Consider the following 24,601-nt stretch of genomic DNA (forward strand, 5'->3'; position numbering starts at 1 on the left):
CTCCGCGTGAACTAAAAAATCAGCCCGGCGTCTGCTTTCCAAGATAGCGGCTGAGCACGGCGCTCGTCCCTTTAAACTTCGCCCGCTCCGGGTTCATCGCTTCATAGACGACCGCATTTTCCAGCACGCGCTGCACATAGTTGCGCGTCTCGAAGATCGGGATCTGCTCGATCCAGCGCAGCATGTCGGACCCGGCCATGCGCGGGTCGCCATTGGCGGCGATCCACTTGTTCACATTGCCCGGGCCGGCATTATAGGCCGCGACGGCAAGCGGATAGCTGCCGCCATAATAGTCCAGCATCCGCTGGAAATAGCCCGATCCCAGCATGATATTGTAGCTGGGATCGTTGAGCGAGGCGGGGTTGTAGCCAAGGCCGAGCTTGCCCGCCTGCTCCCGCGCGGTGCCGGGCATCAGCTGCATCAGGCCGCGCGCACCGGCATGGCTGACGATCTGCTTGTCGAACTGGCTTTCCTGCCGCGCGATCGCATGGACCATGGTCCAGTTATATTGCGCGGTCGGCGGCACGGGCACCTGCGGGAAGGCGGTTTCGCCATAGCCGGTCAGGCCGCTCGACACGGCGCGACGGCCGACCATCACGCTCATGTCCGGGCGGTTGATCTGCTGCGCCAGTTCGGCAGCGAGGAAATGGTCGGTGTCGCTGTCGGCATTGTTGGCGATGGCGCGGGCGAACTTGCTCTGATCCTCCCAATAGCCCATCTGGCCCAGCGCCTTGACCGCGCGCACGACAGAGCGGCTGTCGAACGCCGCCCGCTCAGCGGCGGAGATCGGCACGGGCCGTTCGACCTGGGCGGGCGCGGGGATGGGACGGCCCAGCCGTTCGAGCGCCAACTGGCCGTAAAACTGGTCCGGGTAGACGCCGGCCTGATTGAAATAGCTGTTGGCGGTGGCGGCATCGCCCGCCTGCAACGCCGCGCGACCCGCCCAATAATAGCCCTTCGACCGGGTCTGGGGCGATTTGGCGGCATCGGCATAGCGGCGGAACATCGTCACCGCGTCGCCCGGCCGGTTGAGATTGTAATAAGCGGTCGTGCCCGCCAGCCACGCGAGGCTGGTATAATCGTCGCGCACGCCGATCGGCTGGTCGCTCACCTGCACGCCGGGCGCGATCGCGTCATCGATCTTGCTGGCGATGCCATAGGCGAAGGTCCACTGGCTGTCGTTCGCGGCGGCCCGCGCCTGGTTCAGCAGCACCTCATAATATTTCTCGGCATTGCTGGGCCGGTAGGTCAGCCCGCTGCGGTTCGCCAGATACTGGCGCGCGCCCACCCAGTTGCCGGTATCGCGCATCCAGATCGCCTTGTCGGCGATGAAGCCCGCGTCGGCCGCGCCGGTCGCCTCGGCCGCCTGCGCCAGCACGGACGCGTCGGGCGTCTTGCGACGGAGCGCGATGCGCGCCTGAAAGGCCGCGCGCCGCGCCGGGCTGACATAGGCGATCATCCGCATCGCGCCATTCACGTCATTGCCCCACAGCAGCGAGTCGGCGCGCTGGTCATGGTCGGCGGGCGTCAGACTGGAGCCGAAGAGCGAGAGCAACCGCGCCTCGTCCGCCGGGCTGAGCGATCCGCCGATCCAGGCGTTGCGTGCGGCAATCCGCGCCTCGTTCATGCGGCCCAGTTGCATCAGCGCCACGGCGTTGCGCGCATGGCCCGTTGCCGTGCGCGCAGGGAAGCGTGCGAAGAAGGCCGTCACTTGGGCGGGGTCATAGCTGTCGGGATTGATCCCCGTCTCGGCCAGCCGGCGCATCCGGTCCTCGCCGGGCCAGCCCGGATTGATCAGAATGAAGCTGGCGTAGGTCGACGCACCCAGGCCGTCGCTCTGCTGTAGCGCGCGCCACTGGCTGATCGTGCCGGCGATGCTCGCGTCGCTGGGCTGGCCGATTCGCGCCTGAACCTGATTCCACTGGCTGGCTGGCTGCTGGCCATATTCGGGCGGGATCGGCTGGACCGTCGCGCCGGAGGCAGACGCAGGGGCGGACACAGCGGGGGCGAGGCCTTCGGTCTGCGCGCCCGCGCCGGCGGTCATGAGCAACAAGGCAATAATCGGCATGCGGATCAGGTAACTTTCGACATGGGTGGAGGCGCGCATGCTGGACATAATCGCATTTGCATCCTTATCAGGCCCTGAATGACGCGCTATAGCGCGCCGTTTCACCGATCATGCCCCGGCCGCCCGGAGATTTGAAGGAGTTTTATCATGTTTTCGGGCTCGATTCCGGCTCTGATCACCCCGTTTCGCGACGGCACGATCGACGAACCCGCCTTCCGCGCCTTCGTCGACTGGCAGATTGAGGAAGGATCGAGCGCGCTCGTGCCCTGTGGCACGACCGGCGAAAGCGCCACCATGACGGTGGAGGAACATAATCGCGTCATCGCCATCTGCGTCGATCAGGCGGCGGGCCGGGTGCCGGTGATCGCCGGCTGCGGGTCCAACGACACGCGAATCGCGCTGGAGCATATGTATGCCGCGCAGGCCGCCGGCGCCGATGCCGCTCTGGTGGTCGCACCCTATTACAACAAGCCGAATCAGGAGGGTGTCTATCGCCACTTCGCCTATCTGGCGGAGCGCTGCGACCTGCCGATCGTCCTTTACAACGTTCCGACCCGCACCATCACCGATATCGGCGTCCCGGTGATCCATCGCCTGTCGGAGGAATATCAGACCGTGGTCGGCATCAAGGACGCCACCGGAAATCTGGGGCGTGTCACCGCGCAGCGCCTCGCCTGTCGCGCCGACTTCTGCCAGCTGTCGGGCAATGACGAAACGGCGCTGGGATTCAATGCGATGGGCGGCAAGGGGTGCATCAGCGTCACCGCCAATGTCGCGCCGCGCCTGTGCGCCGATTTCCAGGCCGCGATGACAGCGCATGACTGGGATAGCGCCCTTGCGCTTCAGGATCGTCTCTACCCCTTGCATGATGCCCTGTTCAGCGATTCTTCACCCGGCCCCGTCAAATATGCGCTCACGCGCGTCCGCCCGGACATGCCCGGCGACGTCCGGCTGCCGATCACCTGGCCGTCGGAATCGAGCCGTGCCGCCGTGGACCGCGCGCTGGAGATTGCGGGATTGGTTTGAGGCGCAGCCGACACCATATCCCGTTCGTTCCGGGCAGAGCCGCGGAATAGGAGATGGGCGCGGCGCGTATATGCGCTGCCCGCGCCCGACACGAACGGAAGATTATAAAAGACCATGGCCCGCCCCCGTCCCGCAACCTTCGACAAGAAGAAGATCGTCGCCGAAAACCGGCGCGCGAGGTTCGATTATTTCATCGAGGACGTGTTCGAGGCAGGCATCGCCCTGCAAGGAACCGAAGTGAAGGCGCTGCGCGGCGGCGAAGGCAATATCGCCGAAAGCTATGCCGAGGTGAAGGGCAGTCAGGTGTGGCTGGTGAACAGCAACATCCCCGAATATAGCCATGGCAATCGCGAAAATCACACACCCAAGCGCCCGCGCAAGCTGCTGCTGCATGAGCGCGAGATCATGAAGATGCACGGCGCGGTCGAGCGCAAGGGCATGACGCTGGTGCCGTTGATGATCTATTTCAACAGTCAGGGCCGGGCCAAGGTCGAACTGGCACTGGCCAAGGGCAAGCAGAATCACGACAAGCGCGACAGCATCAAGGAACGCGACTGGAAGCGCGATCAACAGCGCATCATGCGGGACAAGGGTTGATGAGCAACCGCCTCACCCGCTGGTGGCACGCCAACGCTCCCACCCGCGAGTCGCTGGAACAGAGCAAGGTTCTTGCCCCTGTCGCCCATCGCGTGCTCGAACCCTCGCTCTGGCGATTTACCCGTCGCTCGGTGCCGCGCGGAGTGGCGCTCGGCCTGTTCGTGGGCATCTTCCTGCTGATCCCCGGCGTCCAGATCGCAGGCGCTGCGCTCTTCGCGCTGCCCTTCCGCGCGAACATCCCGGTAGCCGCCGCGATGACCTTCCTGTCCAACCCGGCCACCACGCCGCTCATCCTCATGGCGTCGGTGTGGCTCGGCAACTGGATATTGGGTCGCAGCGCCGACGCCACCGGCTTCATGGCGCTGGTCGACGGCAACGCCTCGATCGGCCAATGGTGCAGCTGGCTCTTTTCCGAAGCGGCCCCTGCCATGCTGCTCGGCCTGTTCCTCATCTCGCTCGCCAGCGCGGTCATCGGCTATTTCCTCGCCGACTGGTTCTGGCGCCACCGCATGGGCCGCAAATGGCAGGCGCGCAAATTGAGGATTGGCAAGGTCCATAAAAGCAGCGCATTGGAGGAAGCCGCCCGCATCTGACGGGCTGCTGGGATTTCGATGTGATGCAGGGGGTTGGCCGCTGATGGCCGCACGGCTGAAAAAGGATGATGAGGCGTGGCTGGCCAAACCGGCCTCGCCCTTCGCGCTGCCGCTGTTGATCGGCGCGGCCTTGCTGTCGGCCGCCCTCGTCTTCTATGCGGCGGGCAGCGCGCCGCTGGCTGCGGGCTTTGCCGCCAGCGTCCTCGTCATCGCCGCGCTGATGAGCTGGTTCCACCGCCTCTACCCCACGCAGGCCGCCGCCGGCGAAGCCACGCCCGACTGGACCGTCGCCCGCGCCGCCGCCGACGCCTCCAGCATCGCCATCGCCGTCACCGACCGCGCCGGGCGGATGGTCTGCGCCAGCGACCTGTTCGGCGAATGGTTTCCCGGCTATCCGACCCCGCCGGGCATTACCGGCGACGCCACCCTGACCGAAACCCTGTCCCACACCGCCCGCGCCGCCTGGCGCGACGGCGACGCGAAGATGGAGGGGATGACACTGGGCGCGATGCGGCTGGACGTAGACATCGTCCGCACCGGCCGCACCGAAGACTATCTGCTCTGGCGCTTCACCCCCGTCCGCCAGCCGAGCGCGCTGGACGACGTCCACCGCTTCCTTACCGGGGAAGCCGGGCGGCAATTGGGGGAAGCGGGCATCATGGCGGTGATGATTGGCGGCGAAGGACGTATCCGCGCCGCCAATGGCGCCTTCATGCTGCGCGCCGCCGGGCGCATCGACGCCAATATCACGGGCCGCGACTTCGCCGCCCATATGCGCGTCGACGACAAGGCGCGGCTATTCCTGGCGCGCGAGGAAGCGGGTGGTCTGCCGCTGCGCCTGCTCCAGGTGCCGCTGCGTCGCGCCAGCCAGCCTGGCAACGGGCAGGGCGTGGCGCAGGATGGCCCGATGCTCCTCCTTCTGATCGACGAGCCGGCGGGCGGCGGCGGCACGTCGGCCCTCTCCTATATCGAGACGCTGCTGTCGCTGCTGCCCTTCGGCCTTGCCATGGCCGACCGCGACGGGCGCATCCTCTTCGTCAACAAGGCCTTCGCCCGCGCCTCCGGCCTCAAGTCGGGCACCAAGCCCAGCTATCCCGGCGATCTCGTCGTGCGCGAGGATCAGGCCGCGGTCGCCGACGCGGTGCGCCGTTTCGCCGTCGGCCCGCAAATGTCGGGCGACATCGCCGTCCGCCTGCGCGAACAGCCCGACGAGCCGATCGCGCTCAGTCTGGCGGGCGTGCGCGGCCTTGGCGAGGCGGCCGTATTGCTGTCGCTCAAGGACAATAGCGAGGAATCCAAGCTCAAGCGCCAGGTCGCGCAGGCGACCAAGATGCAGGCGATCGGCCAGCTTGCCGGCGGCGTCGCGCATGACTTCAACAATATCCTGACCGCCATCATCGGCCATTGCGACCTGATGCTGATGCGCCATACGCCGGGCGACAGCGACTATGATGATATCCAGCAGGTCAAGTCGAACAGCAACCGCGCCGCCGGCCTCACCCGCCAGCTGCTCGCTTTCTCGCGCCAGCAGACGCTGCGCCCGCAGATCCTCCAGCTGCCCGACATCGTCTCCGATGTGTCGAACCTGCTCAAGCGCCTGCTGGGCGAAAATGTCCGCCTCGACGTCAGCCATGGCCGCAATCTGGGCGCCGTGCGCGCGGACCCCGGCCAGCTGGAGCAGGTGATCGTCAATCTGGCGGTCAACGCCCGCGATGCCATGCCCGAAGGCGGCACGGTCAACATACAGACCTATGGCGTCCCGGCGGCAAAGATCCGCGAGATGCGGCAGCAGATATTGCCCGTCGGCGACTATACCGCGCTGCGCGTGTCCGATACCGGCCTCGGCATCCCTCCCGATATCCTGTCGAAGATTTTCGAGCCTTTCTTCACCACCAAGGAACTGGGCAAGGGCACCGGCCTTGGCCTCTCGACCGTCTATGGCATCGTCAAGCAGTCGGGCGGCTATATCTTCGCCGAATCCGAACTGGGCCGGGGCGCCAGCTTCGTCATCTATCTCCCCGTCTATGCCGGGGCCGATGCCGATCATGCCACCCACGTCCCCATCCCCGTGCGCCGCACCGAAACCTGGGGCACCGGCACCATCTTGCTGGTCGAGGATGAGGATATGGTCCGTGCCGTCGCGGAACGTGCGCTTACGCGGCAGGGCTACAAGGTGCTGACCGCCAATGACGGCGAACAGGGGCTGGAGGTGCTGGCCGCGAACGATGGCATCGACCTGCTCATTTCCGACGTGGTCATGCCCAATATGGATGGCCCCGCCATGGTGACTCAGGCGCGGATCATCCATCCTCAGCTGCCCGTCCTCTTCATGTCGGGCTATGCCGAGGAGCAGCTGCGCAAGTCGATCGACATCGCCAATGTCGCCTTCCTGCCCAAGCCCTTCTCCGTCAGCCAGCTGGCGGAAGCGGCACGCGACGCATTGGCCAAACATCCGGCGGCGGAATGAACTTCTTTCCCGCTCAAGCGATTATGCTGGGCAAGAAGTGGGCTTTGCGATAGCCAAAGTTGGAACAAAGGGGGGCTTGGCATAGATGTCGGACGCAAAATCCATCCTCGTCGTGGAAGACGAAGCGATGATCGGCATGATGCTGGAAGATTATCTCGACGCACTGGGTTACCGTCTCCATGCCGTGGCGGCGACCGTCGACGAAGCCTGCGCCCATGCGCGCGAAGGCGGCTTCGACGCCGCGCTTCTGGACTGCAATCTTCAGGGCGAGAAAAGCTGGCCCGTCGCCGACCTGCTGGCGCAGGCCGACATCCCCTTCATCTTCGCCACCGGCGGCATGGCCGACGACCTGCCCACGGGATATGCCGATCGCCCGACCCTCGCCAAGCCCTTCACCATCGGCGCCGTAGAACGCGCGCTGGGCAAGGTGCTGGGCGCGTAACGCTTATTGCGTCCGCGCTTAGCGGGGCAAAGCCATCTCCTGGTCCTCCCGGCCTTGAAGCGCCGCGCTTCGACACACCCCACGGGAATCGAGGTTCACCTCTGGACGCGACCAGCAAGGGCTATTCCGCAAGCTCCAGGGGGCTGGCGAATATCGTCGCTCCGGTCGCCGGTTTATTAGCGCCCTGTCATGGATGGGTCAGGGCAGTCGCGCCCGCGCCAGGTATCACGCCCTTGCCGTTCATAAGCCGACGGTTGGGAAACTACCCCTAAATGGTAATGGCTATATTCTACGAAAGGCGTAACCCGACCAGGCGACCCGAAGGCCAAGGCTTTAAGCCAGACAGCTTTCACCTGGCTCGGCATCGAAAGGTGTCGAGCCGTTTTGCATTGCCCGCCGACCGGGGGGCGTTCGGATCGACCACCTCGCCACATTATCTTTCCGCGATTGAATGTGCTATTCGATGCTATCGCGGCACGACTCTTTTCAGGCACGTCGCGGCAGAGAGACCTTCGTGCTCCCGCTTGGGAGGAGGTCATGATGTCCCATTCCTACAACATGTCGTCATATGCCCGGCATCTATCCGTCGAGAGGCAGTCTCGCGCATTGGGCCTCGCACGCGAAATGAAGCGAGAAGCGATAGCTTCTGAACGGGAGCGGGAAAGACGTCTCGACATTGCTTTGCGCGAATGGGAAGGCGAGGGCGGTTTTTGTGAATCATGATGAGCAAGGCGCACGCGCTCCTGAAACGGCGCTTGTCGAAAGGCTTGAACGGTTGCTGATTGCTGCTCGAGACAAGATTGCGAGAGGCGAAACGCTGTCGCGGGCGGACATGCAGCGACTGAATGGCGCGCTGGACAGCTGGCGCGCCCCTCATTCGCCCTGAAGGCATCGGCGAATTGCGCGACGGTGGGATGGCGCGATTATGGCCATCGGGCATCAACCTCCTGTTTTCGCGGCATTCGGTCGGCGCCGTTTCCTCCGCCTTCCCGTTGCCGGACGCCGTCGTCACCCGATCCTCATCCTCTGCAAAGAAGGGATGCCGCCTTCCGCCCCGCCTGCTAGGGTGCCGCCACGAACCGGAATCCGGAACGGATAGGAAATTTCCGTTCCCCTCTTGTTCTACTGGAACAAACGGGATACATCATCGCCAGGCGCCGAGAGACTCGACGCGATCCGCTTGACAGGGGATAGGCCGATGACCGCAATGCTCCAACTCATCGATTCCAAGAAGACGGGGACAATGGACAGACAGAAAGCATTGGAGGCGGCGCTCGCCCAGATCGATCGCGCCTTCGGCAAAGGCTCGGCCATGAAGCTGGGCAGCCGCGAGAAGATCGAGATCGAATCCATCTCGACCGGCTCGCTCGGCCTCGACATCGCGCTCGGCATCGGCGGCCTGCCCAAGGGCCGCATCATCGAAATCTACGGCCCGGAAAGCTCGGGCAAGACCACGCTGACGCTGCACGCCATCGCCGAAGCGCAGAAGGCAGGCGGCACCGCTGCCTTCGTCGACGCCGAACATGCGCTCGACCCGGCCTATGCCAAGAAGCTGGGCGTCGATATCGACGAACTGATCGTGTCGCAGCCTGACACCGGCGAACAGGCGCTCGAGATCGTCGACACGCTGGTCCGCTCCAACGCCATCGACATTCTCGTCATCGACTCCGTCGCCGCCCTGGTGCCACGCGCGGAAATCGAGGGCGAGATGGGCGACAGCCATGTCGGCCTCCAGGCGCGCCTCATGTCCCAGGCGCTGCGCAAGCTGACCGGCTCGATCTCGCGCTCGAAATGCATGGTGATCTTCATCAACCAGGTGCGCATGAAGATCGGCGTGATGTACGGCAACCCGGAAACCACGACCGGCGGCAATGCGCTCAAATTCTACGCCTCGGTCCGCCTCGACATCCGCCGCACCGGCCAGATCAAGGATCGCGACGATATCGTCGGCAACGCGACCCGCGTGAAGGTGGTCAAGAACAAGGTCGCCCCGCCCTTCAAGCAGGTCGAATTCGACATCATGTATGGCGAAGGCATCTCCAAGATCGGCGAAATGCTCGACCTCGGCGTCAAGGCGGGGATCGTCGAGAAATCGGGCGCCTGGTTCTCCTATGACTCGGTTCGCATCGGCCAGGGTCGCGAAAATGCCAAGACCTATCTCAAGGAACATCCCGAGATGGCGGAGCGTTTGGAAAAGGCGATCCGCGGCAAGACCGAGGAAGTTGCGGACAAGATGATGACCGGACCCGATGCGGAGGATGATGGCGAATAAGCCTGGACAGGCGCCCCGGCCGGATCAGTCGGGGAATGGCCCAGGCAGTTCGCCCGCCTTGCGCATCACGCACTGAAAAGGCCCGTCGCGCCACGTTGCGCGGCGGGCCTTTTACCGTCGCGGCCATGGCCGGTCCGGCTTTCCGATAGGATCAGGCCGGAGCAATAAAAGAACAGGATTTGCGGGAAATATGCGAAGTTAAGCAGGATGATCCAGGACAGACCCAGCTACCTCCTTCGTTTCGAGCGCAGTCGAGAAACGCCTACGGAGTGCTATCCGCTTCTCGTCCTTGCCTGTCCTGAGCTTCCGAAGCAGCCACGTGCCTGCATCGGACCTTGGCAGGCAGTCGGAGGGCTCGAACGGATTAAACTAACGTCATCTCACTTTAGAGCCGAACTTGATCTCGCCAAATCCCGGCGCCCCTGACCCCAACTCCGCCAAAGCCGCTTGCCTCCAGCCTGCTCGCCCACGATGTTGATCCAACGGGACGACTCGTCCCACGCTCCAACCGGACTTTGCCCCATGCGCCTCGCGATCGAAGCGATCCTCGACTATGAATTTGCCGAACCCAGCGACGTCCTGCTCGCGGTGGAGGCGGCCGCCCAGCCTGACCAGCGGGTGATCGAGCAGACCCACATCATCGACAATGCCGGTCCGCTTACCAACAAGGTCGGCGGCAGCGGCGTCGGCCGGCGCACCTGGACCCGAACCGGCACCGGTCGCATGGTCAGCACCTACCGCGCCACGATCGAGGTGGAGCGCCCCACTGTCGACCTCGCCACCCTCCGCAAAAGCCCTCTCCCCAGCCTGCCGGAGGACGTCCTCCCCTTCATCTGGCCCAGCCGCTATTGCGAGGCGGACCGCTTTGGCAGCTTCGTCAGCGGCCATTTCCCCAATCTGGAGGGCGGCGCGCTGGTCCAGGCGCTCGAAGCCTGGGTGCATGAGAATATCGCCTATGTGCCGGGCAGTTCCGGCATAGCCACCACCGCCGCCGACACCTTCGTCGCGCAGCAGGGCGTCTGCCGTGACTTCGCCCACCTCACCGCTGCGCTGATCCGCTCGCGCGACATTCCCGCACGGCTGGTGTCGGTCTATGCGCTCGACCTCGACCCACCCGATTTCCACGCCGTCGTGGAAGTATGGCTCGACGGCGCCTGGCATATCGTGGACGCCACGCGCTTGGCGCCGGTCGAGACGATGGCGCGCATCGCCGTCGGCCGCGACGCCACCGACATCGCTTTCATGACCATATTCGGCGGTGCCCAGATGAACGCCCAGTCGATCAGTGTCAGCCGCGTCCCTGAACCAGCATGACCGTTCAGCCGCTGGACAGCCGGACGCGGCTATGGCTCATTCTGTCGCAGGAGGAACGGACATGATCGGGACCAAGGCACGCTGGATGACCGGAGCGCTGGTGAGCGCGGGACTGCTGCTCGGCAGCGTCAGCGCAGCCGAGGCACGGCCCCGCTATGGTTATGGCGGCGGCTGGGATCGCGGTGGCTGGGACCGGCATCACCGTCATCGCGGCGACGGCTTTGGCCTGGGCGACGCGATCGGCGTGGCGGCTATCGTCGGCGCGGTCGCGATCGTCGCCAACTCCATGTCGAAGAGCAAGAAGATCCGCGATCCCCGCACCGGCGGCGAATATGACGCCCCGCCGCCCAGAGCCGGTACCGATTATGGCTCCGACGTCCGCAGTGACGCGCCCGCCCGCGACCCTGTGCGCGACGATGCCGATTTCTCCGACATCGCCGATGCCAATGGTCGCGACGACGCCATGACCGACGCCTGCGCGGTCGCCGCCCGCGACGAAGCGCAGGGCGAGAATGGCGGCTATGCCGAGGTTCGCCGTATGGAAACGCCCATCGCCACGGCGGACGGCTATAATATCAACGGCTATGTCGAAAGCCGCAGCAGCTATAGCGCCAACGACGGCACGTCGCGTCGCTTCACCTGCTCGATGAAAAATGGCCGTGTCGCGCAAGTCTATATCAGCCGCGATCTGGTAATGCAGTAAACGAACCGGCAACGTCGCTTTATCCTGTTGCAGCCTCCTTTCGTCGTCTAGCATCGTCCCCGAATCAGGGGGTTAGGAGTGGCTGCCTTTCTTTTAGCACCGGAAAATATCGTCTTCGTATCGGCACTGCTGCTGATGCTGCTGATCGGTGGCGTCCAGGCGCTGGGCTTTGCCGGCGACGCCGACCTCGATCTCGACAGCGACGCCGACCTGCTCGGCTGGCTGGGCTTCGGTCGCCTGCCCTTGCTGGCTCTGGTCGCCCTGTTCCTCACCCTCTTCGCGATCATCGGGCTGCTCGGCCAGCAGGCCGCGCACGACCTGCTGGGCGCGATGCTCTCGCCCTGGATCGCGGTGCCGGCCGCCGGCGTCGCGGCCCTGCCCGCCACCGGCGTCGCCGCGCGCATCGTCGCGCCGCTCCTGCCGCAGGATCACACCACCGCCATCCCGCTCGACCATCTGGTCGGCAGCCATGCGCGCATCGTCACCGGCCGTGCCGCCAGCGGCTCCCCCGCCCGCGCCCGGGTCGAGGATCATCATGGCCAGACCCATTATGTCATGGTCGAACCCGATAATCCGGGCCAGGTGCTGGAGGAAGGCGAGATCATCCTGCTCGTCCGCCGCGACGAGCATCTGTTCCGCGCCATCTCCCATGGCGACCATTATCTGCCCAGAATTTAAGCCCCAAAGTCCAGGAGACAGACATGAACCTGCCTGCCGTCCAGCAAAGCTTTTCCATCCTTCCCTATGCGATGATCGCAGGCAGCGGCCTACTGGTCCTGATCGTGCTCGGGATCGTGATCGCCCGCCTCTACAAACGGGCGTCGAAGGAAATCGGCTTCGTCCGCACCGGCTTCGGCGGGGAAAAGGTCGTCATGAACGGCGGCGCGCTGGTGCTGCCGATCTTCCACGAGACGATGCCGGTCAACATGAACACCGTCCGCCTCGCGGTCGAGCGCAAGAATGCCGACGCCCTCATCACGCTCGATCGCCTGCGCATCGACGTGAAAGCGGAATTCTATGTCCGCGTCCGCCCCGACGCCCAGTCCATCGCCACCGCCGCCCAGACGCTGGGCATGCGCACCATGAACCCGGAGGCGCTCAAGGAACTGGTCGAGGGCAAGTTCGTCGACGCGTTGCGCTCGGTCGCGGCGGGCATGACCATGAACCAGTTGCACGAACAGCGCGGCGACTTCGTGCAGAAGGTGCAGCAGGTTTCCTCGGTCGACCTCGCCATGAATGGCCTTGAACTGGAAAGCGTCTCGCTGACCGGTCTGGACCAGACCTCGATCGAGCATTTCAACGCCAACAACGCCTTCGACGCCGAGGGTCTGACCAAGCTGACCGAGCAGATCGAATTGCGCAAGAAGAGCCGCAACGACATCGAGCAGGAAACCCGCGTCCAGATCGAGACCAAGAATCTGGAGGCCGAACGCCAGTCGCTGCTGATCTCCCGCGACACCGAATTTGCGAGGCTGGAGCAGGAGCGTGAGGTCGAGATGCGTCGCGCTGCCCAGATCGCGGAAGTCGCCCGCGAACAGTCGCTGCGCCAGCAGGAAGCGGACCAAGCCCGGATCGAGGCGAAGAAGTTGGTCGACAGCCAGCAGATCGAGGCTGACCGCGCCGTGCAGCAGGCTCGGATCGAACAGGAACAGGCACTCGAACTCGCCCGGCAGGAACAGCAGATCGCGGTCCAGAACAAGAGCCGGCAGGAAAGCCAGGCCAAGGCGGAAGCAGATGCAGCCCGCGCCAAGGCGGTCGCCGCCGAGGAACAGGTCCAGACCTCCCGCGCGACCGAAGTCGCCGAACGCGCCAAGCGGATCGAACTGATCGACGCCGCGCGCGAGGCCGAGCGTGCCGCCATCCAGGTCCGGGTCGAGGCCGAGGCCGAGAAGCAGGCCGCCGCCGACCGCGCCGAGGCGCTGCGCGTCGCTGCCGAAGGCGAGGCGGAAGCCGCCAAACTGCGTGCAGAGGCCGACCGCGTCCGCTTCGAGGTGGAAGCCGCCGGCCAGCGCGCCGTGAACGAGGCATCGAACCTGCTCTCGTCCGACCAGATCTCGCTCCAGACCAAGCTGGCGCTGCTCAAGGTGCTGCCCGAACTGGTCCGCGAAGCCGCAAGGCCGATGGAGGCGATCGATTCCATCAGGATCGTTCAGGTCGACGGCATCACCGGCCAGAATGGTGGAAGCGATGGCGCATCCATTGGCGGGGGCGGCGACCAGAATCTTGCCAACGCCGCCGTTTCCGCAGCGCTGCGCTACCGGGCGCAGGCGCCGGTGATCGATGGCCTTATGAAGGAACTGGGCCTCGACGGCTCCAGTCTCGACGCGCTGGTCAAGGGCGCGGTGGACCCCGCTCCGGTCGCACCGGTGATCGTGGAAAAGATCGTGCCGAAGACCGACAGGCTGGGCGACTGACCCCACCTACGAGGCGCCCCGCGACAAAGCCTGTCGCGGGGGCATCGGCCATATCAGGCCTCGACCACCTCGCCGACGCCGCGCATCCGGGTGAAGATGTTCCAGGTCGCGATGAACAGCGCCGCGATCACCGGGCCGATGATGATGCCGCTGAAGCCGAAGAGCTCGATCCCGCCCAGCGTGGAGATCAGCACCACATAGTCGGGAATGCGCGTGTCGCGACCGACCAGGATCGGGCGCAGCACATTGTCGACCGATCCGATCACCAGCGCCCCGCACACCACCAGCACGACACCCTGCCAGATCGCTCCGGTCGCGAACAGATAGATGGCGACCGGCACCCAGACGATCGCGGTTCCCACAGCCGGCAACAGCGAGAACGCCCCCATCAGCACGCCCCAGAGCAGCGCGCCCTGTATCCCCAGCGCCCAGAAGACGATGCCGCCGATCAGCCCCTGCACGATGGCCACGACGATGCTACCCTTGATCGTGGCGCGGATGACGATGACGAACTGCTCGAACAAGGCCTTGCGCTGACCCGCCCGCAGCGGCGCGGCAGCGGCGATCCGTTCCGACAGCGCTTCTCCGTCGCGCAGCAGGAAATAGGTGAGGTAGAGCATCACACCCAGCGCCACCAGGAAACTGAACGCACTCTGTCCGATCTGGAATGCCTGCGCCGCCAGCGTACGGAAACTGCTGGTGATGCCCTTCGTCACCATGTCCTGCGCCGCGTAGAAATTGCTGAGGCCCAGCCGTCGCAGATAGGGCATCGCCCAGTCCGGCAGGCTGTCCACCACCTGCGCGAAAAGTCGCGCGAAATTGATCTCGCCCGACTGGATCTTGCCGTAGAAATAGGCCGCTTCCTGCAACAACGCCGCGCTCAGTACGAAGGCAGGAACGATCACGATCGCCAGGATCAGGAACAGGGTGACGAGCGCCGCGCCGTTGCGATGTCTGGGCATGGCCGCCAATATCTGCCGGTTGATCGGCGCGAAGACGATGGCGGCGATCACGCCCCACAATATCGCGGCGAAGAACGGCTCGACGACGAAAGCGAAGGCGATCGAAACGATCAGCACGACGCCGAGGAAGAAGCCGTCCTCTATCCTGGGAGACACGTTGAGCGGCGGCGGGGGTGGTTGGGCGTCCATGACTGCTCCTTCGCAAAATTTATCGCGCAAATCCATCGCGCAACGATCATCATGGCCTGCCCCCTGTCCTTTTCGTCTTTCACCCGGTAGAGAGGCCGCTTCCTTCGCTCTTTTGGGACCAGCATCGAACGTGGCACGCGAAATCACCGGATTTTCCAACCCGCTGGTGAAGCGCGTCCGCTCCTTGCGCGAAAAGAAATATCGCAAGGTCGAGGGGCGGTTCCTGGCCGAAGGGCTGCGGATCCTGACCGAAGCGCGCGAGGAAGGCGTGCTGCCCGAGATGCTGTTTCACGCCGGCTCCACCCACCCGCTGGCGCTGGACCTGATCGACGCGATCGAGGCGGCGGGCGGCGATGTGATCGAAACCACGCCCGACATCCTGTCCAAGATCAGCGGCAAGGATAATGCGCAGGCCGTGGTCGGCGTCTATCGCGACCGGCTGACCCCGCTGGAGAAGCTGGACCGCGACAAGGCCGATATCTGGATCGTCGCACAGTCGCTGCGCGATCCCGGCAATCTCGGCACCATATTGCGCACGGGCGACGCGGTCGGCGCGGGCGGCCTCATCCTGATCGACGATTGCGTCGATCCATTCTCGGTCGAATCGGTCCGCGCCAGCATGGGGGCGCTCTTCACCCAGTCCATCACCCAGGCGCGCTGGGGCGAATTCATGCATTGGTTGCGGCAGGGACCGGGCGAACTGATCGGCACCAGCCTCAAGGCCACCCAGGATTATCAGGAGCCGCGCTATCAAAGCCCCGGCTTCCTGCTGGTTGGCAATGAAGCGCAGGGCCTGCCCGAAGCCTATGAGGCCGAATGCGACCAGTTGGTGAAGATGCCGATGCTGGGCAAGGCCGACAGCCTGAATGCGGCAGTAGCAACGGCCGTCATGGCCTATGAACTGCTGAACCAGAAACGACGGAACTAATTGACTGTCATCCCAGCGAAGGGTGGGATCTCACTTCTTGGCGAGCAAACAGATGGAAGGGAGATGCCTGCTTTCGCTGACATGACGGATTGAGGGGGACAGACGGTGGCGAACTATAACGGCATGGGCGAAATGTGGCGGCACAAGCGCGTGCTCGCCGCCAGCCTGATCGGCACGGCCGTGGAATTTTACGACTTCTACATCTACGCCACAGCCGCCAGCCTGATCTTCCCTTCGCTCTTCTTCCCCGCTTCCTCGCCCACGGCGCAGTTGATGGCTTCATATGGCAGCCTCGCCCTTGCCTTTTTCGCCCGGCCGGTCGGCGCGGCGGTGTTCGGCCATTATGGCGACCGCATCGGGCGCAAGGCGACGCTGGTCGCCTCGCTGATGCTGATGGGCGGCTGCACGCTGCTGATCGGCTTCCTGCCCACCTATCAGATGATCGGATACTGGGCGCCGCTGATCCTGTGCCTGCTGCGCTTCGGGCAGGGCTTTGGCCTTGGCGGCGAATGGGGCGGCGCTGCGCTGCTGGCGGTGGAGAATGCTCCGCCCGGCTGGCGCGCGCGCTTCGGCATGTTCCCGCAACTGGGCGCGCCGGTCGGCTTCATCGCCGCCAACGGGCTTTTCCTGCTGCTCGGCGCTTTCCTGACCGACGCGGACTTCTTCGCCTGGGGCTGGCGCCTACCCTTCATCGGCAGCGCGGTGCTGGTGATATTGGGCCTTTGGGTCCGCCTGAAACTCACCGAAACGCCGGAGTTCGCCGCCGCGCAGAAGGAAACGCCGCCGCCCGCCGTGCCGCTGGCAACTTTGCTGTCCTCACATCTCGGCGCGGCGATCGCGGGCACCTTTGCCTGTGCCGCCTGCTTTGCCGTCTATTATATCGCGACCGCCTTCGCCTTGGGCTATGGCACCACCGCACTCAGGATCGACCGGGAAATCTTCCTCGCGATCCAGCTTGGCGCGATCCTGTTCATGGCGCTCAGCATCGTATTGGCAGGCTGGTGGTCGGACCACACCAGCCCCACCACGGCGCTCGCCTGGGGCTGCGTCGGCACCGTGGCGATGGGCCTCGTCTTCGGCCCGCTAATCGGCACCGGCGCGATTCTGCTGATCTTCGTGGCGCTCAGCCTTGCACTGTTCGTGATGGGCTTCATCTACGGGCCGCTTGGCGCCTATCTGCCCGCGCTCTTCCCGATCCAGCTGCGCTATACCGGCGCATCCTTCGCCTTCAATCTGGGCGGTATATTGGGCGGCGCGCTGGCCCCGATCGTTGCGACCTGGCTGATCGGCGCGCAGGGCGTGGGGCTGGTCGGCCTCTACATGTCCGCGGCAGCGCTCATCAGCCTGGGCGGCCTGTGGTGGACCAGCCGCCAGAACTGATCAGATCGCCTTGCGCATCAGCAGCATCGGCACGCCGCTGTCCTCGAACGGGCGCACGCCCTCGAAGCCGAAGCTGCGATAAAGCGGCACCCCCGCCATCGTGCCCGACAGTTCGAGCGCGGCGAATCCCTCCGCCTTTGCCGCCGCCTCGCACAGTGACAGGATCAATGTCCCCACGCCCTTTCGCACATGGTCGGGATGGGTATACATCGCCCGCACCCGCGCCGGCTCGCTCGCCGGGTCGAGCAGCCGGTCGTCACGCCCGGCGCTATGATTGCCGCCATAGGCGGTCGCGCGCCGGCTCCAGCCGCCGCACCCCGCCATCTCGCCATCATCCTCGATGACGAAATAGGTGCAGTCCGCGATCAGCCGGCTGTCGAGGCCCATGAAGGCATGGCTCGTCATCACCTGTTCGGGCGTCAGGAAAGCAGATTGCAGCCGGTCGATGGCCAGAGTCATGACGGCGGACAGCGCCGCTTCGTCGGCAGGGGTTGCGAGGCGATGAGTCAGCATGGGCCGCTCATGAAAGGAAGCAGCCGGCCCCGCAAGGGACCGGCTGCAAGATGATGGCGGAGTCGGATCAGAATTTGAAGCCGACCTTCCCGTACCAGAAGCCGCCGTTGAAGCCGAAGGGCGACACGTCAGGATAGATATCGCCCGTGAAACGGCCGCCGGTCGAGGCATAGACCGGACCCAGCGTCCCCTTCGTATTGGAGAATTTTTCGGGATAGTTGCTGAAGATATTCTTGGCGCCGGCGCTCAACGTGAAATTCTCGTTGATCTCGTAGCTGACCTCCAGGTCGAACACGAACTCGCTGCCGAAAGTCTGCGACACCGGGCCGTCGTCCGTCACCGTATATTTGCCATACCAGTTCATGCGCCCCAGCACCGACAATGGCCCTGCGGTCCAGTTCTCGGTCAGGATGACGCGGGTCTTGGGCAGCGTCCTTTCCAGCTGGGCGACGCGCACGTCCGACACGACGGTGGGATCGCGGTCCGTGACCTTGGTCTTGTTCCAGTTGAAGGCCAGGGTCGAATTGAGCGATCCAAGATCGCCGACCATGAAGCGATAGCTGCCCACCACGTCTATGCCCTGCGTCCGCGTGTCGAAGGCATTGGTCAGGAACTGCACTTCGTTGACCGTGGCATAGTTGGCGAGGCCCAGCGACTGGAGCGTCGGCCGATCCGCATCCTCGATCACGAACGTGCCAGACGTACCGATGCGGTCCTTCACCTTGATGTTGTAATAGTCGATCGTCAGCGTCGCGCCGGGCGCCGGGGTGAAGACCGTACCGACCGAGAAGCTGACCGATTCTTCCGGCGTCAGCGGCTTGGCGCCGAGATAGGCGGCGACCGGGCTGGTCACCGGCAGGGTCATCGATTCGATCGCGTTGGGATTGCCGGGGTTGAAGGTGGTCGCGATGCTGCTGGTGTTGACCTGACCCGGCGTCGGGGCGCGGAAGCCCGTCGCCACCGTGCCGCGCAGCGCGAGAATGTCCGGCAAGACGGCATAGCGGGCCGAGAATTTGCCCGTGGTGGAATTGCCGAAGTCCGACAGATGCTCGTAGCGGCCCGCGATGCCAAACGACAGCTGGTCGGTCACGTCGCCTTCGATGTCGATATAAAGGCCCTTGGAGTTGCGGCTGCTCTCCCCCGCAATCGCAGGGCCATAGCCGGGGAAGCCGTTGGCGCCCACCGGCAGCGCGACCGACAATTGCGTGCCGTCGGCATTCAACACCGGCGTACCGTCCTGATGGAAGACCAGGTTACCGGTATAGGGTCCGATCGCATAGGATGCCTGGTCGCCCAGGCCCAGCTCATAGGATTCCCGGAAATATTGCCCGCCAAAGGCGATGGTGATCGGACTGGCGAAGCCGACTTCCCACGGATAGCTGAAGTCCGCATTGAACAGGGTTTCTCGCTGTTGCAGCTTGCCCAGATAGAATTCGGTCGGCGACGTGATGCCCAGCGACGGGTTCATCGTGCCGTCCATCGTATAGCGCAGCGTCGACTGGCCATAGCTGCCCGACAGGTCGTAGTTCAGGCCGAAGCCCATCGTGCCCTTGTAGCCGACGGTACCCGAAATATCGTCGATCTTGCCGAAGAATATCGGGGTGAAGCCGCCCGAATAGACGCAGCTCCAGTTCTGGACCAGCGGATCGGAACAGTCCGCGACCTGCGTATAGTCGCGCGTGGCCGGATCATAACCGTTCGGCGCATAGACATTGCCGCCCGCGCTTCCGGTCTGGATGCCCGGCTGCGTGTTGTCGAAATCGGTGAAATAGTCGTTGAAGATGCCGTTATGGCCGAAGCTGTTGCCTTCAATATCGACGCCTGCGGTGTCGACCGACTGGCGGTAGTTGAAGCTCTCCTCCTGGAAGCTATGGCCATAATTTCCGAAGAAATAGACGCTGCTGTCGTCGCTCAGGTCGAAACGACCGTTGGCGAAGATGCGATAGGATTCCATCTTCGGATTGCCGTAGCGCTGCGCCAGCGCAGGCACGCCGATGTCGGGTTGCTCCTGCGCGAGCAGATGGGAGCCGGCGCGGGTGACGCCGCGACTGGTCTTGCCGGCATTCACATATTCGCCGCTGATGTTGATGACGCCGCTGTCGCCCAGCTTGAAGCCGGCGTTCAGCGCCACCTGATAATCCTCGCCATCACCGCGATAATATTGGCCGTAGCGGGCATAGCCCGACAGGCCGTCCGCATCGTCGCGCAGCGTCATGTTGATGACGCCCGCGATCGCGTCCGACCCATATTGCGCCGACGCGCCGTCGCGCAGCACTTCGACCGCCTTCACCGCGATCGCGGGAATCTGCGCAAGGTCGGCGGAATGCGCGCCAGCCGACTGGGCGTTAGCGCCGATCTGCACCAGCGCGCTCCGGTGCATGCGCTTGCCGTTCACCAGCACAAGCGTCTGGTCCGGCGCCAGGCCGCGCAGGTTGGGCGGACGGACGAAGGAGGAACCGTCGCCGATCGCATAGCGCGCGACCGAGAAGGACGGGACGAGATTCTGGATGACCTGGTTCATGTCCGCCGTGCCCTGCTTCTGCAGTTCCTGGCCGGAATAAACGTCGATCGGCGTCGGCGATTCCGCAACGGTGCGGTCGGTACGGCGCGTGCCGGTGACGATAATGGTTTGACCCGGTGCCGCTGCCGGTTCTTGCGGCGCAGCATCCTGCGCCAATGCGGGCATTGAATAGAACAACGCGACGGCAATCGCGCCGCGCGAAATCAGACCCTCATATTTCATCCAAAAAGCCCCCAATTATGTCTTTTACAGAGGCCTTTTCGACATCCCCTTCCGACCCATTACCCTGACTTGCCAAGGCCGCATGAATACTTGACCGAAATCAGGGATTTCGGCGCGGCAGCATTCAGCAACATCTGGAAATGGAAGGCTGGCACAAATCCACTTGCGTAGAAATGGCCCTTTTTTGCAGTGCCGCAAAAATCTCTTGCGACTACAAAGTCCGAACATGTGTCCGAATTTGCCAAATCATTGCAACATAAAGAAAAAGGCGACGCCCTTGGGGGGCGCCGCCTGTTTCTTTTTTACAACTGTCAAGAAGCGATTTGGACTATCAGCCCTCGCTGCGCACGTCGCGGCGCTCGGCGATACGAGCGCGCTTGCCGGTGCGGCCGCGCAGATAGTAGAGCTTCGCACGACGCACGACGCCGCGACGGACGACGGTGATCGAATCGATGTTGGGCGAATAGAGCGGGAACACGCGCTCCACGCCTTCGCCGAACGAGATCTTGCGCACGGTGAAGTTGGAGCCCATGCCCTTGTTCGAACGGGCGATGCACACGCCTTCATAGTTCTGAACGCGGCTGCGCTCGCCTTCGATGACCTTTACGCCGACGCGCAGGGTGTCGCCGGGGCGGAAGTCAGGAATATCCTTGGCGAGGGCGGCGATGCTTTCCGCCTCGATCTGCTGGATGATGTTCATGTAACGTCAGTCCTTGGTCTTTTGCTGCGCACCAGAGGGCGACTGGTCCCGAACGCCGATATGACGTTCCCAAAGGTCCGGCCGCCTTAGCCGTGTATCATTCTCCGCCTGTTGTTTCCGCCAGGCGGCGATCTTCGCATGATCCCCCGATCGCAACACTTCGGGGATCCCGCGACCCTCCCATTCCACCGGGCGGGTATAATGCGGATATTCGAGCAAGCCCGTTTCAAAGGACTCCTCGACTCCGCTGGAAGCCGCGCCCATTACACCGGGGAGCAGCCGAACACAAGCATCGAGCAGCAGCAGGGCCGCCATTTCCCCGCCCGACAGGATGATGTCGCCCATGCTGACCTGCTCGATCGGCCGTGCGTCAAAAATCCGCTCGTCAAACCCCTCGAACCGGCCGCAAAGGATCGTCGCACCCGGACCCGCCGCCAGTTCGCGCACCCGCGCCTGGGTGATTGGCTTGCCGCGCGGCGTCATCGCCAGCACCGGCAGGTCCGGCCGATTCTCCAGCGCATGGTCGACCGCATGGCCCAGAATGTCGGCGCGCAGCACCATGCCCGCGCCGCCACCTGCCGGCGTATCGTCCACGGTGCGATGCCGGTCGGCGGCGAAGTCGCGGATATGGACGGGATGGCAGGCCCATTTCCCCTCAGCCAGCGCCCTCCCCGCGAGAGACACGCCCAGCGGCCCCGGAAACATCTCCGGATAGAGGGTCAGGATTTGTGCAGTGAAGCTCATTTGCGATGACCCTGGACGATCAGATACACGATGGCGGCGGCCACAAGATAGATGATGAGCGCAGTGAGGCCGAGCATCATGGCACCCGCCATCGCCATGCCGCACGCGTCCACGCCACAATCCTGCTTCGACGCCGTTGCCGCGCGCAGGAACACAAAGGCAGCCAGCAGACATGCCAGCAAGGGAAGCGGTAAGGCGGACAGCAGCGCAATGCGCCGGCTGCTCCAGCGCGGCCGCCGGGCGACGACCCAGTGCGAACACAGGACCGACAGGGCCGTCATTGCCAGCCCGGAGATGAAGATCAGGCCAAGGTCGCTCATGCCCGACGCCTTTTTCGCATCCAGGCCGCCGACACCCCTCCCACCAGGCAGATGGCACCGCAGATGGTCAGGACCACACCGATATTCAGCAGCAGGTCGGCAAAGGGCCGTTCGGGATGCAGAAGCGACGGCAAGATGAACAGCATCGGCAGCGGGCACACCAGGCCGACAGCGGCAGCGACCTTCACCCAGCGCGGCCATCCGATCCCGAACAGTCGCCATCCCGCGACGAGCATCATCAGCAAATAGATAGCGGTGACGATCTGGGCCATCGCCGCCGCTTAGAGCGATTTCCGGTCAGAGGGAACATCGGACGTTTAGGAAAATCGCGATCAGGGCAGCTTGATCGCCAGCTTCAATTCCTGAATCTGCGCCATGGCGGTCGGCGCCAGCAGGATTGTGCCAGCCACCCTGCCCCGCGCGCAACTCCAGGTGAAGCTGCCGGACAGGTTGCCTGTGGCGGTCACGGGCGCATCGGTGCGGCACGCGCCGACCTCGCCCTTCAGTGTCGCAAGTTTCTTCGCCCAACTGTCCATGTCGCTGTCCATCAGGAAGTTCATAGCCAGCCGATCGCGCGCCGGGCCGACGCTTCCGGCCGAATAAATGCGCCCCGCCGCTGCATAGCCGTCCGCCAGCAGCGTCGTCACCGGCATATTGGGCGCGATCAGCGCCCCCGCCTGCTTCAGCGCCAGCGCCGCGTCCCAGGCTGGCCCCGCCCCACCATTATAGGTGCGGCTGGTGAAGACGAAAATGCCCACGCCATAATCGGCCATCAGCATCACATGACTGCCATAGCCCGGATAACCGCCGCCATGCGCCAGCGTCAGTCCCAAGTCGCAATCCTGCGCGATCCTCATGGCAAAGCCATAGGCCGCCGCCTGTCGGCAGGCGGTCGGCCCGCTCTTTCCATTACGTTGGGCGACAGTGACGAAATTGCTCCCTTCCGCCAGCATCCGCACGGCCGAGCGCGATACCGGTCCGGCCTCGCCTTCGTCCCGCGCCGGCCAGGCCGCCAGCAGGAAGGCGACCCAGCGCGCATAATCGGTGGCGCTGGTCTGAAGCCCGCCCATCGCCCCGAAGGCGCCATCCGCCATGGTCGGCTCGCTCTTCCACCGGCCATCTTCCCAGCGATAGCCGAGCGCGCGGCGCTCCAGCGGCCATTCACTCACCTCATAGCCGCTGGACGCCATGCCGAGCGGCGTCAGCAGGCTGCGCTCGACATAACGGCGGTAGGGCACGCCACTCACATTGGCGATGATCCGTCCCAGCAGCGCATAGCCGAAATTGCTATATTCATAGCGACTGCCGGGCGCCGTGCTGAACGGCACGCCCACAGACAACATCTTCGTGAATTCAGCCTCCGGCATCGGCGTCTGACGATCGCCCCAAGGGTTATCGTCCACAAAACCGGCACTGTGCGTCAGCAGGTCGCGGATACGGATGCGCGCGCTGTCCTTCGTCGGATAGGTCCAGCCGCGCATTTCCGGCACATATGCCTCGGCCAGATCGTCCAGCGACAGCTTGCCCTCCTCCCGCAATTTCAGGATCGACAGGGCCGTGAAAGCCTTGGTCATCGATGCGATGCGGAACAGGCTGTCGGGCGTCACCGGTCGGTTATGGACCAGATCCTGCACGCCAAAGCCTTTCACATGGACCAGCCGCCCATTGGCGACGATGCCATAGACCAGCCCCGGCGTATGGCTGTCGACCTGAAAATCGGCGAACAGTCGGTCGATTTCGGGGATAGCGGCGTCGATCTTCTGCGCATCGGCGGCGCTCGCCATTCCGGGAAGAAGGGCCATGAGCAGCAGCCAGGACAAGAAGCGTCGCATCACCAGGTCCAATCCTCCACTTTCAGGCCGAGTATGTCGGTAAAGTCCGACGGGTTATTGGTGACGACCGTAGCATTGACGCTGAGCGCATGGGCTGCCAACAAACGATCGAAACGCCCTCTGCGAAAAGGCATTTGCGCGTATGCACACGCCGCCGCCTCATCAAAGGGCAGCAACACGACTTCCTCAAGAAACGCTTCGAGCAGTTCAGTTGGGGGTATCTTGCCATTGGCTGATCCCAGAGCCAATTCGGCCAGAACGATCGTGGACAACGCAAGTTCGCCGGAACCGCACGCTGCCACGCGCTCAATCAGGATGGGATGAGTGCCGGTGAACAGAAAGACACAACTGTTCGTATCCAGCAGATACATCAACGAAAGCCCCGAAAATTGGG

At 64.1% G+C, this 24,601-nt stretch carries 22 protein-coding genes; 12 read left to right on the forward strand and 10 right to left on the reverse strand.

All coding sequences use genetic code 11. The features are described 5' to 3' along the window. Window positions 1-19: 19 nt before the first annotated feature. Window positions 20-2,116 carry a lytic transglycosylase domain-containing protein gene (locus tag VMR39_RS29785; RefSeq protein ID WP_325422068.1) on the reverse strand — a complete coding sequence of 699 codons (2,097 nt, stop codon included), beginning with the start codon at window positions 2,114-2,116 and terminating at the stop codon, window positions 20-22. 99 nt (window positions 2,117-2,215) lie between these two features. Here VMR39_RS29785 and dapA point away from each other — a divergent pair, with 99 nt between their 5' ends. The 10 genes from dapA to VMR39_RS29835 all read left to right on the forward strand — a co-directional run bounded on the left by dapA (window position 2,216) and on the right by VMR39_RS29835 (window position 13,896). After that, on the forward strand, window positions 2,216-3,094 hold the full coding sequence (gene dapA / locus VMR39_RS29790; RefSeq protein WP_325422070.1) for a 4-hydroxy-tetrahydrodipicolinate synthase: 879 nt from the start codon (window positions 2,216-2,218) through the stop codon (window positions 3,092-3,094). Window positions 3,095-3,208: 114 nt separating this feature from the next. Continuing rightward, window positions 3,209-3,691, forward strand: a complete 483-nt coding sequence (gene smpB, locus VMR39_RS29795; protein WP_325422072.1) for an SsrA-binding protein SmpB — start codon at window positions 3,209-3,211, stop codon at window positions 3,689-3,691. Next, on the forward strand, window positions 3,691-4,284 hold the full coding sequence (locus tag VMR39_RS29800; protein ID WP_325422074.1) for a DUF2062 domain-containing protein: 594 nt from the start codon (window positions 3,691-3,693) through the stop codon (window positions 4,282-4,284). The genes smpB and VMR39_RS29800 overlap by 1 nt, the downstream gene beginning before the upstream one ends. Window positions 4,285-4,327: 43 nt before the next feature. Further along, a complete protein-coding gene (locus VMR39_RS29805; protein ID WP_325422076.1) occupies window positions 4,328-6,751 on the forward strand; it encodes a hybrid sensor histidine kinase/response regulator in 2,424 nt (807 codons plus the stop codon). 85 nt (window positions 6,752-6,836) lie between these two features. Then, window positions 6,837-7,193: a response regulator gene (locus tag VMR39_RS29810; RefSeq protein WP_325422078.1), complete on the forward strand. Its 357-nt coding sequence runs from the start codon at window positions 6,837-6,839 to the stop codon at window positions 7,191-7,193. Between the two features lie 1,198 nt (window positions 7,194-8,391). Next, window positions 8,392-9,465, forward strand: a complete 1,074-nt coding sequence (recA, locus tag VMR39_RS29815; protein ID WP_179043883.1) for a recombinase RecA — start codon at window positions 8,392-8,394, stop codon at window positions 9,463-9,465. 522 nt (window positions 9,466-9,987) lie between these two features. Next, on the forward strand, window positions 9,988-10,779 hold the full coding sequence (locus VMR39_RS29820) for a transglutaminase family protein (RefSeq protein WP_325422081.1): 792 nt from the start codon (window positions 9,988-9,990) through the stop codon (window positions 10,777-10,779). Between the two features lie 61 nt (window positions 10,780-10,840). Continuing rightward, window positions 10,841-11,482 (forward strand): hypothetical protein, encoded by a 642-nt coding sequence (locus VMR39_RS29825; protein WP_325422083.1) that lies wholly within the window; start codon window positions 10,841-10,843, stop codon window positions 11,480-11,482. A gap of 78 nt (window positions 11,483-11,560) precedes the next feature. Beyond that, entirely contained in the window at window positions 11,561-12,160 is a 600-nt protein-coding gene (locus VMR39_RS29830) for a YqiJ family protein (RefSeq protein WP_325422085.1), read from the forward strand. Window positions 12,161-12,183: 23 nt separating this feature from the next. Next, window positions 12,184-13,896, forward strand: a complete 1,713-nt coding sequence (locus VMR39_RS29835; RefSeq protein ID WP_325422087.1) for a flotillin family protein — start codon at window positions 12,184-12,186, stop codon at window positions 13,894-13,896. A gap of 53 nt (window positions 13,897-13,949) precedes the next feature. Here VMR39_RS29835 and VMR39_RS29840 read toward each other — a convergent pair whose 3' ends face one another. After that, window positions 13,950-15,047: an AI-2E family transporter gene (locus VMR39_RS29840; protein WP_325422089.1), complete on the reverse strand. Its 1,098-nt coding sequence runs from the start codon at window positions 15,045-15,047 to the stop codon at window positions 13,950-13,952. Window positions 15,048-15,177: 130 nt separating this feature from the next. Here VMR39_RS29840 and VMR39_RS29845 point away from each other — a divergent pair, with 130 nt between their 5' ends. Both VMR39_RS29845 and VMR39_RS29850 read left to right on the forward strand, forming a co-directional pair. Further along, window positions 15,178-15,975 (forward strand): RNA methyltransferase, encoded by a 798-nt coding sequence (locus VMR39_RS29845; RefSeq protein WP_325422091.1) that lies wholly within the window; start codon window positions 15,178-15,180, stop codon window positions 15,973-15,975. Between the two features lie 123 nt (window positions 15,976-16,098). Next, window positions 16,099-17,355 carry an MFS transporter gene (locus tag VMR39_RS29850; protein WP_325422110.1) on the forward strand — a complete coding sequence of 419 codons (1,257 nt, stop codon included), beginning with the start codon at window positions 16,099-16,101 and terminating at the stop codon, window positions 17,353-17,355. Here VMR39_RS29850 and VMR39_RS29855 read toward each other — a convergent pair whose 3' ends face one another. The 8 genes from VMR39_RS29855 to VMR39_RS29890 all read right to left on the reverse strand — a co-directional run. Beyond that, on the reverse strand, window positions 17,356-17,868 hold the full coding sequence (locus VMR39_RS29855; protein WP_325422093.1) for a GNAT family N-acetyltransferase: 513 nt from the start codon (window positions 17,866-17,868) through the stop codon (window positions 17,356-17,358). 67 nt (window positions 17,869-17,935) lie between these two features. Then, window positions 17,936-20,611, reverse strand: coding sequence for a TonB-dependent receptor (locus VMR39_RS29860; protein ID WP_325422095.1), 2,676 nt, complete (start codon window positions 20,609-20,611; stop codon window positions 17,936-17,938). A gap of 331 nt (window positions 20,612-20,942) precedes the next feature. Further along, window positions 20,943-21,311, reverse strand: a complete 369-nt coding sequence (rplS, locus tag VMR39_RS29865) for a 50S ribosomal protein L19 (protein WP_325422097.1) — start codon at window positions 21,309-21,311, stop codon at window positions 20,943-20,945. 6 nt (window positions 21,312-21,317) lie between these two features. After that, window positions 21,318-22,055 carry a tRNA (guanosine(37)-N1)-methyltransferase TrmD gene (trmD, locus tag VMR39_RS29870; protein ID WP_325422099.1) on the reverse strand — a complete coding sequence of 246 codons (738 nt, stop codon included), beginning with the start codon at window positions 22,053-22,055 and terminating at the stop codon, window positions 21,318-21,320. Next, window positions 22,052-22,375 carry a hypothetical protein gene (locus VMR39_RS29875; protein ID WP_325422100.1) on the reverse strand — a complete coding sequence of 108 codons (324 nt, stop codon included), beginning with the start codon at window positions 22,373-22,375 and terminating at the stop codon, window positions 22,052-22,054. The genes trmD and VMR39_RS29875 overlap by 4 nt, the downstream gene beginning before the upstream one ends. Next, a complete protein-coding gene (locus tag VMR39_RS29880; RefSeq protein ID WP_325422102.1) occupies window positions 22,372-22,647 on the reverse strand; it encodes a hypothetical protein in 276 nt (91 codons plus the stop codon). The genes VMR39_RS29875 and VMR39_RS29880 overlap by 4 nt, the downstream gene beginning before the upstream one ends. A gap of 60 nt (window positions 22,648-22,707) precedes the next feature. Then, a complete protein-coding gene (locus VMR39_RS29885) occupies window positions 22,708-24,207 on the reverse strand; it encodes a serine hydrolase domain-containing protein (protein ID WP_325422112.1) in 1,500 nt (499 codons plus the stop codon). Further along, a partial coding sequence (locus VMR39_RS29890; protein WP_325422104.1) for a type II toxin-antitoxin system VapC family toxin occupies window positions 24,207-24,601 on the reverse strand: 395 nt, incomplete at its 5' end. The genes VMR39_RS29885 and VMR39_RS29890, both read right to left, overlap by 1 nt.

It is taken from the genome of Sphingobium sp. (assembly GCF_035511395.1).
GTDB lineage: Bacteria > Pseudomonadota > Alphaproteobacteria > Sphingomonadales > Sphingomonadaceae > Sphingobium.

Coding starts and splice junctions, on each gene's coding strand:
- VMR39_RS29785 (WP_325422068.1), bottom strand. CDS start 2,116: ATGTCCAGCATGCGCGCCTCCACCCATGTCGAAAGTTACCTGATCCGC.
- dapA (WP_325422070.1), top strand. CDS start 2,216: ATGTTTTCGGGCTCGATTCCGGCTCTGATCACCCCGTTTCGCGACGGC.
- smpB (WP_325422072.1), top strand. CDS start 3,209: ATGGCCCGCCCCCGTCCCGCAACCTTCGACAAGAAGAAGATCGTCGCC.
- VMR39_RS29800 (WP_325422074.1), top strand. CDS start 3,691: ATGAGCAACCGCCTCACCCGCTGGTGGCACGCCAACGCTCCCACCCGC.
- VMR39_RS29805 (WP_325422076.1), top strand. CDS start 4,328: ATGGCCGCACGGCTGAAAAAGGATGATGAGGCGTGGCTGGCCAAACCG.
- VMR39_RS29810 (WP_325422078.1), top strand. CDS start 6,837: ATGTCGGACGCAAAATCCATCCTCGTCGTGGAAGACGAAGCGATGATC.
- recA (WP_179043883.1), top strand. CDS start 8,392: ATGACCGCAATGCTCCAACTCATCGATTCCAAGAAGACGGGGACAATG.
- VMR39_RS29820 (WP_325422081.1), top strand. CDS start 9,988: ATGCGCCTCGCGATCGAAGCGATCCTCGACTATGAATTTGCCGAACCC.
- VMR39_RS29825 (WP_325422083.1), top strand. CDS start 10,841: ATGATCGGGACCAAGGCACGCTGGATGACCGGAGCGCTGGTGAGCGCG.
- VMR39_RS29835 (WP_325422087.1), top strand. CDS start 12,184: ATGAACCTGCCTGCCGTCCAGCAAAGCTTTTCCATCCTTCCCTATGCG.
- VMR39_RS29840 (WP_325422089.1), bottom strand. CDS start 15,047: ATGGACGCCCAACCACCCCCGCCGCCGCTCAACGTGTCTCCCAGGATA.
- VMR39_RS29850 (WP_325422110.1), top strand. CDS start 16,099: ATGGGCGAAATGTGGCGGCACAAGCGCGTGCTCGCCGCCAGCCTGATC.
- VMR39_RS29855 (WP_325422093.1), bottom strand. CDS start 17,868: ATGCTGACTCATCGCCTCGCAACCCCTGCCGACGAAGCGGCGCTGTCC.
- VMR39_RS29860 (WP_325422095.1), bottom strand. CDS start 20,611: ATGAAATATGAGGGTCTGATTTCGCGCGGCGCGATTGCCGTCGCGTTG.
- rplS (WP_325422097.1), bottom strand. CDS start 21,311: ATGAACATCATCCAGCAGATCGAGGCGGAAAGCATCGCCGCCCTCGCC.
- trmD (WP_325422099.1), bottom strand. CDS start 22,055: ATGAGCTTCACTGCACAAATCCTGACCCTCTATCCGGAGATGTTTCCG.
- VMR39_RS29875 (WP_325422100.1), bottom strand. CDS start 22,375: ATGAGCGACCTTGGCCTGATCTTCATCTCCGGGCTGGCAATGACGGCC.
- VMR39_RS29880 (WP_325422102.1), bottom strand. CDS start 22,647: ATGGCCCAGATCGTCACCGCTATCTATTTGCTGATGATGCTCGTCGCG.
- VMR39_RS29885 (WP_325422112.1), bottom strand. CDS start 24,207: ATGCGACGCTTCTTGTCCTGGCTGCTGCTCATGGCCCTTCTTCCCGGA.